General features: G+C 32.7%; 12 protein-coding genes and 1 pseudogene. 1 reads left to right on the top strand and 12 read right to left on the bottom strand.

The annotated features are described in order from the left end of the window. Positions 1-36: 36 nt before the first annotated feature. The 6 genes from QZ138_RS05225 to QZ138_RS05250 all read right to left on the bottom strand — a co-directional run bounded on the left by QZ138_RS05225 (position 37) and on the right by QZ138_RS05250 (position 4,637). A complete protein-coding gene (locus QZ138_RS05225; RefSeq protein WP_292887069.1) occupies positions 37-291 on the bottom strand; it encodes a hypothetical protein in 255 nt (84 codons plus the stop codon). After that, complete coding sequence (locus tag QZ138_RS05230; RefSeq protein WP_292887072.1) at positions 264-908, bottom strand: phosphatase PAP2 family protein; 645 nt, start codon at positions 906-908, stop codon at positions 264-266. The genes QZ138_RS05225 and QZ138_RS05230 overlap by 28 nt, the downstream gene beginning before the upstream one ends. Before the next feature lie 811 nt (positions 909-1,719). After that, complete coding sequence (locus QZ138_RS05235; RefSeq protein WP_292887076.1) at positions 1,720-2,331, bottom strand: 4Fe-4S binding protein; 612 nt, start codon at positions 2,329-2,331, stop codon at positions 1,720-1,722. Between the two features lie 5 nt (positions 2,332-2,336). Beyond that, positions 2,337-3,302, bottom strand: coding sequence for a zinc-binding dehydrogenase (locus QZ138_RS05240; protein ID WP_292887079.1), 966 nt, complete (start codon positions 3,300-3,302; stop codon positions 2,337-2,339). Beyond that, on the bottom strand, positions 3,302-4,330 hold the full coding sequence (gene acgM / locus QZ138_RS05245) for a radical SAM/SPASM domain protein, ACGX system (RefSeq protein ID WP_292887082.1): 1,029 nt from the start codon (positions 4,328-4,330) through the stop codon (positions 3,302-3,304). Before acgM ends, QZ138_RS05240 begins: the two co-directional genes overlap by 1 nt. 61 nt (positions 4,331-4,391) lie before the next feature. After that, complete coding sequence (locus QZ138_RS05250; protein ID WP_116592020.1) at positions 4,392-4,637, bottom strand: hypothetical protein; 246 nt, start codon at positions 4,635-4,637, stop codon at positions 4,392-4,394. Between the two features lie 149 nt (positions 4,638-4,786). On the opposite strand from QZ138_RS05250, the gene QZ138_RS05255 reads away from it, so the two are divergent. Then, positions 4,787-5,173, top strand: coding sequence for a helix-turn-helix domain-containing protein (locus QZ138_RS05255; RefSeq protein ID WP_292887085.1), 387 nt, complete (start codon positions 4,787-4,789; stop codon positions 5,171-5,173). Positions 5,174-5,820: 647 nt separating this feature from the next. On the opposite strand, the gene QZ138_RS05260 is transcribed toward QZ138_RS05255, so the two are convergent. The 6 genes and pseudogenes from QZ138_RS05260 to QZ138_RS05285 form a co-directional block, all read right to left on the bottom strand. Beyond that, complete coding sequence (locus tag QZ138_RS05260) at positions 5,821-6,063, bottom strand: hypothetical protein (RefSeq protein ID WP_292887088.1); 243 nt, start codon at positions 6,061-6,063, stop codon at positions 5,821-5,823. 16 nt (positions 6,064-6,079) lie between these two features. Continuing rightward, positions 6,080-6,250 (bottom strand): hypothetical protein, encoded by a 171-nt coding sequence (locus QZ138_RS05265; RefSeq protein ID WP_292887091.1) that lies wholly within the window; start codon positions 6,248-6,250, stop codon positions 6,080-6,082. Between the two features lie 187 nt (positions 6,251-6,437). Then, entirely contained in the window at positions 6,438-8,162 is a 1,725-nt protein-coding gene (locus tag QZ138_RS05270) for an FUSC family protein (RefSeq protein ID WP_292887093.1), read from the bottom strand. Between the two features lie 286 nt (positions 8,163-8,448). Beyond that, positions 8,449-9,975: an MFS transporter gene (locus QZ138_RS05275; RefSeq protein WP_292887096.1), complete on the bottom strand. Its 1,527-nt coding sequence runs from the start codon at positions 9,973-9,975 to the stop codon at positions 8,449-8,451. A gap of 150 nt (positions 9,976-10,125) precedes the next feature. After that, entirely contained in the window at positions 10,126-11,208 is a 1,083-nt protein-coding gene (locus QZ138_RS05280; RefSeq protein ID WP_292887098.1) for an acyltransferase family protein, read from the bottom strand. 47 nt (positions 11,209-11,255) lie between these two features. Further along, positions 11,256-11,448 (bottom strand): annotated as a pseudogene (locus QZ138_RS05285) (transglutaminase); the annotation flags it as partial.

The raw sequence follows: 11,448 nt of genomic DNA on the forward strand, positions 1-11,448 counted from the left end.
TTCTCAAAAAAAGTAAAGATGATTAAATGGATTAAGTCATCCATCCCTATCAATCTTTTTAAAAGCTAAAGGATATATGGCAAGCATTATGAAAGTACATAGAGAATGCACAATACATTTAACCAGGTCAGTATTGCCTGCAAATTTCGGGATTAAGACAAAAAGCAGTATAAACAATATGACTGCTCCAACAATCCTGACTATTGCATCCCTTCTGCTTTTAGGATTTTCGAAGTTTACATATTTTTCCTCAACAAGAAAACCTAATGAAATTCCCAAAGCCAATGCCACATACTTAACAATACACCAACCAAAGACAGAGCGCAAATAGACAAATAAAGATATGCCCTATTTTCAATCTTATCGTAAATACGAGACAATATTAAGATTATTGCCAAAGCAATGATGAACCCTACAATAGTATCAGTCGGAAAGTGAACGCCTAATCCGACCCTTGAAAGAGCAACAATCAAAACTCCAACCAATCCAATAGATATATATTGAATATTCCTGACGTATATCGGAATTGCCAAAAACAGGTTGGTTGCCATCATCGTATGTCCACTTGGAAACGAATATCCCTGTATTTTAAAATCAAGAGGATTCTGATCGGCCACATCGGCACGAATGCACTTGATTGTATCAACAGCAGCATATGGCCTTAAACGTGCAACTGTCACCTTGACAAATTCACAGCACACACCAGCCACGCCCAACGAAAGCAATGTGAATTTACCCCAATCCTTGTTGTATGCCAAATAGATTAAAATGAATAACAATGCAAGGACATTTTTAGAGACCGCCTCTGCAATAACTTCAAAAAATCCTAATACGAAACCTGGAAGAGTACTTTGCAAGAATATTATCAGAGAAACTTCCCACGGAAAATAAAAAACTGTTTCAAACATACTATTGAATATATTTGACATTTAATAAAAAGATTACTAACTGGAGAACTAATTAAAAAGGATTTTGCCCGTATACTATACAAAATATTTATTGCTTTTAGCTCTTACAGTATAATATTTAATATATCATCATATAAATACTATCAATAATATTTGGTGTTTTTAAAGTGGAAATAATAATATTAAACTATGTGTAAAAAAGGAAGCTATAAAACACATATTAAAGCTAATTGTCATTTAAATTGTCAGTTTATCAAATTAGAAAATTTCGGATGAAATCCAACTAGGCTTCCAATTCGACATCATAGATTGTTTTACATTAACAAGTTAATGGCCAACAATACATAGTAACTTGCTAGGAATAAATAAGAGATAGCAAGCACCATATTTTCAACTTGATTGGAGTGTTTTTAATTGAATGCTCTTTCCAATTCATTAAAACACCAGTAGATATGATTATTATATTAGTGTTTTAGAATCAGATATTTTCTTTTAAAACTATTTATAATTTCTTATTTTTAAAAATAAAGATTGATTTAAGAATATAAAATTGTTTTTATGATGAAATATTGCTTTAATATAGAAATGAGTAATAAATGAAACTTTTATATACTTTGAGGTTCATAATATTGTATAACATCTTAGGATGTTTGGCCGGCACAGTATCGACCAGTAGATATGATGTTGAATGAGGATGTGTCAAAATTTGTTTAACAAATTTATCCTTATTCAATCTTAAAAAAAATCTATTTTTACCCAATTTATTAAATAAGAAGACTAAAACTCCAATAGATTAGATGAAATGAATCAATTATTCTCTTTTAACAATTGCACTATTCGGACAATTTTCGTAACATAATCCGCAATGCAAACAATGTTCCTGTGGAATTTCAAACTTATCTTCAACAAAAACTGGAATCTGCTGCGGACAACTTGCCTGACAAGTCCCGCAAGCAATACAATCATCAGTTATCTCAAATCCCTTAACTGTTATTTCAGCATCACCGAATTTGAAGGATTGTCTGAAAATCGGCTTTTGTGTCAAATCAAAGAATTCCATCTCATAATCCTCAATGCAAAAAGGCTCAAGAATATATCTTGCATTTCCGGGATAAACGTTATTCATGAATGGATTGTTTTCAAATATCAAATCTATCCAATATTTTTGGTTGTCTAATTTATGGGCCTCACCGCTAATTCTGATGGATTTATTGTCCTTCAAGCTTAGATAACTGACTTTGGGATGATTCATGATTTCCGAATAGACATGCTTACCCCTGCCGGTTAAAAAATATATCCTGTCATCTTCAATATGCATTATATCAATAATTCTTGACTGAGGATTGCCATTATCATCAACAGTGGACAAAACTGCATCAATCACTTCCCCCAACTGTTTAAAACATTCTTCTTTAGTAACCATATAAACTACTCCAATTTAAATATAATCTTTCCCTGAGCCATGTTTGACTCCATCAAAGCATGTGCCTTTCCAATATCTTCCAAATTATAGAATACCCTTGAAATTTCAGGTTTAATGTTATTTTCAACAATGAAATCAAATAGACTGTCCATTATCTCCTGTGTCGGATAATTGCTGAAAAAAGAAGTGAGGTAACAGCCATTTGGAATAATCTTGATTGGATCGAATTCATCCATATACTCAATACCTCCCAAAACGCCTGTAACGCAGCATATTCCTCCACTGTTAAGGCATTTCATTGAATCTTCAAGAGTTTTAGGACCAATCAGTTCCAATACTTTATCACATTTTAATTTTTCAGCCAGACAACCATCATCAGCAAAGCACTCATCAGCATCGTTTGACTTTAATTTGTCAAATCTCTCCTCGCTTCTGGATGTTGCAAATATTTCACATCCCATTTGTTTTGCAAGCTGAATTGCAGAAAGTCCCAGTGCAGATGTTGCTCCTCTGATTAATAGAGTATCCTCCTTTATAAGATTAAGTGACATTAAAGACCCGTAGGCAGTGAAATAAGTTTCAGGAATTGCTATTATTTCCTCCAATGCCAATTTGTCAAAAACCTCTTCATCAATTTTAAAGACAATTTTTTCAGGAAGCAAAACATATTCGGCATATCCCCCGTCAAAGCTTCTTCCCATTCCACCCATAAGTGCAGCTATCCTATCACCGTTTTTAAATCGAGTATTTGATGAGTCAACTACTTCACCAACGCATTCAATACCCGGAATTACAGGCAATTCAATATAATCCTCATCAGCTTCATAATCCCTTAAAATTACTTCAGCCCTATTAATTCCAAAGCCTAGAACCTTAACCAAAACCCAACCATCCTTAACTTTAGGAACTTCAACTTCGCTAACTTCCAGCTCATCCGCATTACAAGTTTTCTCCAAAACAACTGCTTTCATCATAACACCTCTTTCCAGCATTGAGGATCTGGCGAATACATATCATGGGTTGTTCCATAGCTTACAGCAGGACAACCCCTGCAGAATCTCAGCAATTCGCATCTGCTGCATTTTTCAAATTTTTCAAATTGTCTGTATTCGTCCATATCATCACCCATGAAAATATCATATACTGATTCATTTAAGGCATTTCCAACCTTGCTGTCCATTCTGCGACATGCAAAGACATCGCCGGACGGCAAAATTGTCAAATGACTGTTTGCACAATTGCATCCGTCATAGACAACATCATCATTCAAATTTTCCGGAATCTCATATAACCCTTTTTCATATAAGAATAATGTCCATAGATGATCCTTTAGTGTAAAAAATGTTTTGCTGTCTTTATATTCATTGTATTTTTTCCATACCTTTTCCAAAAGGTTCCTATATTCTTCAGGAGTCATTTGTGTCGCCTTTTCAAGGCTTGTCGGACAATATCTTGCAAAGCTGAATAAACCTGCATTATTTTCAACAACAACATCAATCAAATCAGGAATTTCATCAATGTTTGTCTTGGAAACTGTGGTCATGATGCTGGCCCTGACTCCCGCATCCTGCAGGGTTTTGATTTTATCCAATGTAATGTCAAACGAACCGGGTTTTCTAAAATAGTCATGGGTGTCCCTTAGGCCGTCCAAAGACAGTTGATATTGTCTGCAGCTTAAGCTTTTAAGTCTTTTTGCAACTTCATCAGTAATGTGAAATGGGTTTCCCAGTATTGAATAATGAATCTCCTTTTCGTGCAACATTTCAAGCAATTGCCAAAAGTCAGGATGGAGAATCGGATCCCCTCCAGTAATACTGAAATATGGTGTCCTGTTTGTTTTCCGGCAGAATTTTAAGCAGTTATCCAAAACAATCTCCATATCCTCATACTTCATTGTTATTAATTCCTTGTCGTTTTCCTCTGAAAAGATATAGCAATGCTTGCATCGCTGATCGCAATCATCAAGGATATGCCATTGAAATGCAAAAAAATCGGCCATAAAAAACAACTCCTCAAAAAATAGTATATAAAAAAATAAAAGATTTAAGATTGAATCAATCTTAAAATCTGTCAGAACCACAAGCTGTGGTGATATCTGATCCGCATGCAGTGTTAATGTCAGAACCACAAGCAGAAGCAGTCACATCACTGCCACAAGCAGTGTTAATGTCAGAACCACAAGCAGAAGCAGTCACATCACTGCCACAAGCAGTGTTAATGTCAGAACCACAAGCGGTAGAAATTACATTTTGTGCGATTTTTGATGAGAAAAATTTCTCATTATCATTCCATGCATTAAATTTCATAATTTATCACCTTAAATTTCAATAAAAGTCAAACTTTTATTTAATCATAATATATTTTAGCAGGTATAAAAAGAATAAAGTTACTTCCAGGTTACTTAAAACTAATTAATATTAAGAAATAAACATTATAATAATTTAGGAGACATTAAATGAACAGTGATAAAAAAGCAGGAAAATGTCCAATGGAACTTGCAATGGAATTAATCAGCAGAAAATGGGTTATTCAAATCTTAAGAGATATGTTTTTTGGAAAAAAACGTTTCAATGAATTTAAAGAAGGAAAACCTAATCTATCCAATAAAGTTTTAAGCAATTGCCTAAAAGAAATGGAAGAAAACGGACTTATCTCTAGAAAGAGCGATGAAAATAACCAAAGTATTGAATATACATTAACTGATAAAGGGAAAAAACTTAATAAAGTAATTTATGAACTCGCAATGTTTACATTAACAACCGATTTGGGCAATGACTTCTATGATGATGAAACTAAAATCGAATTAGAAAACATATTCAAAAATACATTTATAAAGAATTAGGTGATGGAATATGCAATACCATCATTACCATTAAAAACCAAAATCCATATAAAGTTAATGTTATGCCAATACCATACAAAATATAGCACCCATCTAAAAACAGCCAAAACATTTATAAAAAATAATTAATTAAAAAACTGTTTTTATGAAAATAAGTATGAATAATAATTTATTAACCTATTTAATAACCGATACCAAGTTATCATCTGCTGAAATAAATATTAAAGTTTAATAGATATTATAAAGACCATAAATCATTTAAAAAGGATTTTGCCCATATACTATACAAAATATTTATTGCTTTAACTCGAGTGAATTAATTTAAAAAAAATTATTATTAATTAGTGTATGCACTAATTCCAGTGAGTTTTTCAATATCGGGAAAACTCCAATACTTATTTTCCCAATGGAAATAAACATCTTTTCTTTTTTTGAAAATCCTAAATGGAACATTTGTATTGTTATATATATGGACAATATCTTATATTTCAACCAATTCAGGAATCAAAGATAGTGCCTTGAAATATCTTGATTTGATTTTTTCTTCATAAACACTGTGTCCACCCATTGATTCTCTAATATAAACACGTATTTTATTGATTTCAGGATTTGATGTGAGGACATAAATGCATCTTAGAAAGTATCCTTTATCTTTGGCTTTCTACTGTAGATAACCCTGTTTCAAAAGTGAAATCTTTATTTTGATTAAGCATAGACTCCCTAAGTTCTTCATCTTTCAAAACAGCCTCCAAATCACTGCAAGAATTAGATTTTTTTATGTCATCAGCGTTAATGTAGACACCAACGGTTTTAGCCATACGAGTTATAGTAGTTTTTCCGCTGCCATTCGGACCTGCAAAAACAATGACTTCCGGAAGCCTATTTTTCATTTGGATATACTCCCCTTCAATCAGGATACTCAATGTAGGGACTATCTAATTCATCATCATATCCGGCAATAGGAAGTCCTTTAACTTTACATATTTCTGGATCAATTGTAATTGATTCTTTAAACCTTTCAGTGAGCTCTTCATCGGAAATTCCATAAGTAGAATCCAATTCATTGCCTTCAGTCAAAATAATTCCTCCTATTTACTCGCATTATAAGATATTTCATTGATAATAAATATTTTTGAAGTGTGACCTTGTGGCTCTTTCAAAAACTTTGTTGATTTCAAAAACATGCCATCTCTTCAGAATTCAACATCATTTTCTAAAGTAATTTTAATTCAAAAGCAGAAATTAATCATTCGAAATAAAATTATTAATCAAATCCTTCGATAATCATCTGTTCATCTTTAAACAAGCTCATGACATGTTCCATTGAATATGCACATATTTTATCTTTGATATTTAAATTTACATCTGCCAACGCATTATCATCAATTATTTCAACCAAATTTTTAGCCAAATCATCAGATATTGAAATCAAATCCAGATAATTCAAAATGAAATTGCAAATATCAGTAATTTTTACCTGTAGGGCATATAATTCCCGGTTTTCCTCAGTTATTTCAATGTTTTCCCGTACAACATTGCTTAAAACCAATAATGTTGTTTTTTTATCAGGTCCCGTTGCCATGCATTTCTGTTTAACCAAATCGATTGACTGTTGATTTAGTATATAAGATGTTTTCAGATTGTTCTTTGTTTCAATTTCAACAGAATAAGGCAGGAATTTATAATTGAATAATGTGACAACTACAACTGCAACAGTTACCCACAATATCTTCAATTCCATTGCTTCAGGTGGTGGAATATACATCAGTGCAGTCATGACTGATATCACAGTAGTGACAATTGTCAAAATCAGTTTATCCTCCAATTTAATGACCATTATAAACATACAGACAACCATTACTGCAACAGAAATTACGTTAAATGAAACGTTAAGATAAGGGACAATTATGAGAATTGCTGCAAAAACAAAAACTCCGATAAATGTTCCCTGAAGTCGTGACTTTGCAGAATATGCAACATCATTAATATAAGGTAACATTAACGAGATTGTAGCGAAATATAGCCATTTTGTAAATGGCAAATTAAACATCAGCGTCAGCAGCTGCCAGACAAACATTAAAAAGGCCATTTTAAATGCAAAAGTAAACTTGACAGATCTGAAACTGAAATACTGTCTGATTAATGATTTGAACTGGGTTTTTAATGTGTTTTTATCTGGAAGCATTATTTCATCGGTTAAATCTTTTCTGATTTCATTTGAAATTATCTCCAAATTTAATAAAACAAGATACATCACTTTTGATTCTATTTCAATACCGTCAAATATGTCCTCCAAATCAATGTGTTTGATTTGAGACAAAACACTCCTTATGTAAAGCAGTTCCTTATTTGACAAATCATGCTCAGATATAATCTTTCCAATGTATTGAAATGATTTGACAACATTCAAAACGGATTTGTGAATTTCAGATGGGAAATATTTATACTCGGACCTGTTGAAAATACTCAAATAAAATCCGTTGATTGTACGGAAATTATCCGAAAAAACATCTTTTCCATCCAATTTCAAATCTATAGCTTTGTCTAATTCAGAAATTAACATGTCAATAGTTGCTTTTGACAGTTTATAATCTTTTTTCCTGTTAATTGCCATATTCAATCCAACGATGAAAACCGCACCGAAGACAAGAGACAAAAGCCTCATCGGCAACATTTCAACAGAAACTGGAATTCCAACCATCATAAAATATATCATCAGGTACGGTAAATAAACATGGGTACCAAAAAGATTATAGGACGTGAAAGTAGTTGCAAAGACAACAACAAAGGTAAATATGCATCCAAAGATAGTCAATGGATTATTCAAAAACGATGCAATGCCTAACACCAAGAGCAATAACAGTATTTTAATAAAAGAAGATTTTGCTTTAAATGACAAATCATTACTCAGATTCATGAACGCCGCCATGACCACCATCATACCGATTACAGCATTCTTACTTCCAAATATCACCATATAAAAAATCATGAACAACATCATTGAGACAAACATGATAATTTTTGATTTTAATGCCCTATTCATAATTACTCTAATAATATATTTTATTTAGAATTAATATAAGTTAACTATTTTTAAACAGAATAAAAAAAATTTCAAATCAACAAAATTTTTGAAAGATTGGACTTTGTGAAAAAACGAAAAAAATGATAATGAATTATTCTCCAATTCTATTTAGCAATATTTTTTGATAAATTAAAAAATGGGAAACTAAAAAATAAAAACAATATTAAAAAAAGCATGAAAGAATAAACTCTCATGGTCTTTTAATCTTATTATCATCCAACCTGAACGTCAAAGCAAAAACGATCGCCATAATGATGGCCGTTATCGTCATAACGAATCCCATTGACTCCTGAATAATGATATCAGCAGCATTCACAACAGTACTGTTCTCTGATTTAATCTCATCTATATTCCCTACCTTCTGGAAATAATCAAAGACATCTTGATAAACTTGTTCATCATATAAATGTTCAGGCGCATAAAGATCAACCGCATACACAGTACCCCAGATTACTCCAAGAACAAGGATTATACCAATAATTGCAGTACCCATTGACTCACCCAATGTCTGATATGTTGTAGTTATGCCAGATGCATTATTTTGACTTTCATCAGGAATATTAATTAATGCAATGTCCATGCTTAAGGCCATAATAAAACCAATACCTGAACCCACTATGAACATTCCCGGCATTAAATCCAACATTGTGATGTCCATTTTAAATTGAAATCCTAAAATCACACATCCAATGATTGCCATTACACTCCCTATTGCCATAATGGTCTTGTGACTCAATTTTCCAGTTAAACTTGGAGCCGCCACTGAAAAAATAAGCAAGCCTACAGTCAGCGGAAGTGTGGTCAAACCAGTATCAAATGCATTTAAATTCAATACTGTTTGCAAGAACAGGGAAACTACAAACAATCCCCCGCCCATAACAATATAAGACAATAATATGATAGTAGAGCCTATACGTAAATTCTTGTCTTTAAACAAGTCCATATCAAGCAATGGCACCTTACCTTTTCTTTTTCTTCTGATTTCAAACGATGAAAAGATAGTCAATGCAATTATTCCCAAGATGATTACGACTATGCTGGTTATGGTATCCTCACTCAACATCAAAATACCTAGAACAAATAAGACAAGACCTATAAATGAGATTATAGTACCTGTAATATCCAAATCGTCTTTAGATTCAGTAGGTGTAAAATCAGGTATTTTCTTATGCATAACTAAAATAAAGACAACAACTATCAATTCACATGCAAATCCATATCTCCAGGAGAGAAATGTAGTCATGATTCCGCCGAAAAGCGGACCGATAGCCGCCGAAAGTGCAACCATTACGCTCTCAATTGCCAAAGCGAATGTACGTTTTTCACCGGAATATGTTCCACTTATTATGGAAACTGTAGCAGGAGTCATTAATGAGCCAGCAACCCCTTCTATCACTGCCCATCCTATAAATAGCATTGTGTCACTCTGACTTACTGCAGCAGTGGAAGTGCCTATCCCATAAAGCACAGCACCAATTAAAAACAGCTTCTTTTTACCAACTATATCCTGAAGCTTGGCACCAAGAAGCATGAATGCAGCAGTAATGAGGGTGTAAAATGACATGATTAGTTGAATAGTAGTCACATTAGTATTCAAATCTGCAACAACCTGCGAAATACTAACGTTCATGAATGTAGAATCCAACGTTATAATAAAGGAAGCACAAGCCACCAATACTAATGGAATCCAAGAGTGTTCCCTAATAGTTTCATTCATTTATTACCCTCCACTAATTTAAACATATAATCAAAAGGACTAAATTTGTCATATTTTTAGACACACTAATATCATTATACCCTATTCATTTCATTAATGATAAATATTTTTAAAAATACATTATGTTGAAGCAATGTTAAATGATGAGACTCAATGCCTACGGATATGACTTTTAATTTTTTGATATCCCTCAGCCATCACTACTGAAAAAATTATCACAGCTAAAAACGTTAAGATACGCAAAATCATATTGCTTTCAACATCAATAAACTGATTGATGTAAGTTAATGAAAGAATTAACGCCCATTGAATCAAATATATGGAGGTTACATTTTTACTTGTTCTTGTAATGAAATTGTTAATTTTAGGCGATGCCCTTTTAGATAGGAAATAGAATAGTGATCCTGCCAGAAGTATGATTACAATCAATAATATGATGTCCTGCGTGGACAGATGCAAATATGACAATTTTTCAGGCACGGTTCCGCCAGTAATAGCAAACATTCCCTCTCTTGTGATGAATCCCAATATCAATAAAATAATTGTGGTTATGGAAGTGTACCTTAAAATCAGTTTATACAATTTATCCTTATCATTGCACCTTTTCAAATCATTTCCGAACAGCATTCCCGCCGCAGGTATGATAAACCAGTTTAAAAATGGAAAACAACTAACAATGTTCTGCCCAGTTGTTTCAATGAAATTGCCCAAAAGCTGATTTAAATACATATTATGCAATGTAACGTCAGGATGATAGGATACAATTAAAGATAATGAAATACCAACCAGCAGCATCTGAGTATAGCTCAGGCCAAGTTTTTTAAATATTCCAACCACTATGACAGTAATTCCTGCAAATTGCAATATGTCATTTGCCAAAAAGGACAGCAAGGAGTATTCAAGAGGAACCCCTGCAGCATAATTTGACAAAAAATACATCGTATTTATTACCAAACCCAACAACAGTAACTTAATTCCCCTAACTATAAATTCCTTTGTGGAATCATGTCTGGTGTACACCATTCCAATTCCCATTGCAAACATGAATATCGGTGCAGAGGATTGAGTCAATATAAACAGATATTCCTCAACATATCCATAATCTATTTGACTGAATGTACAGAACGCAAGAAAATGAACGAAAATCATTGCAAAAATTGCAAAAACCTTTGCATAATCCCATTCTATCTGTCTTCCATCATTGACATCGATATTGCTAAAAAGCTTACTCATGAAAATAGATATATTCATTCACTATAATAAATATTATTTATATAAATCTATTCAAAATCAGTTGTAATTTCCAATATAGTCTCACATTTGCTCAGAATTCTAACCAATCTTTCATCCAAGTCTGCATGATTGTCCTGATAGTCAATTTCACCAAATTCCGCTCGAATTGAATATGCAAGACATTCCTCATCTAAACTAAAACGTGCATTGATATTTTCTTTATTTCCTCGAGCATCAAGT

Origin of the sequence: Methanobrevibacter sp. UBA212, assembly GCF_905233225.1 — an archaeon.
Classification (GTDB): Archaea; Methanobacteriota; Methanobacteria; order Methanobacteriales; family Methanobacteriaceae; genus Methanocatella.

What these genes read in the sequence shown, in the direction of transcription:
- QZ138_RS05230 (WP_292887072.1), bottom strand. Translation starts at nt 908, where the DNA reads ATGTTTGAAACAGTTTTTTATTTTCCGTGGGAAGTTTCTCTGATAATA.
- QZ138_RS05260 (WP_292887088.1), bottom strand. Translation starts at nt 6,063, where the DNA reads ATGAAAAATAGGCTTCCGGAAGTCATTGTTTTTGCAGGTCCGAATGGC.
- QZ138_RS05255 (WP_292887085.1), top strand. Translation starts at nt 4,787, where the DNA reads ATGAACAGTGATAAAAAAGCAGGAAAATGTCCAATGGAACTTGCAATG.
- QZ138_RS05270 (WP_292887093.1), bottom strand. Translation starts at nt 8,162, where the DNA reads ATGATTTTTTATATGGTGATATTTGGAAGTAAGAATGCTGTAATCGGT.
- QZ138_RS05240 (WP_292887079.1), bottom strand. Translation starts at nt 3,302, where the DNA reads ATGAAAGCAGTTGTTTTGGAGAAAACTTGTAATGCGGATGAGCTGGAA.
- QZ138_RS05275 (WP_292887096.1), bottom strand. Translation starts at nt 9,975, where the DNA reads ATGAATGAAACTATTAGGGAACACTCTTGGATTCCATTAGTATTGGTG.
- QZ138_RS05280 (WP_292887098.1), bottom strand. Translation starts at nt 11,208, where the DNA reads ATGAGTAAGCTTTTTAGCAATATCGATGTCAATGATGGAAGACAGATA.
- acgM (WP_292887082.1), bottom strand. Translation starts at nt 4,330, where the DNA reads ATGGCCGATTTTTTTGCATTTCAATGGCATATCCTTGATGATTGCGAT.
- QZ138_RS05235 (WP_292887076.1), bottom strand. Translation starts at nt 2,331, where the DNA reads ATGGTTACTAAAGAAGAATGTTTTAAACAGTTGGGGGAAGTGATTGAT.
- QZ138_RS05250 (WP_116592020.1), bottom strand. Translation starts at nt 4,637, where the DNA reads ATGAAATTTAATGCATGGAATGATAATGAGAAATTTTTCTCATCAAAA.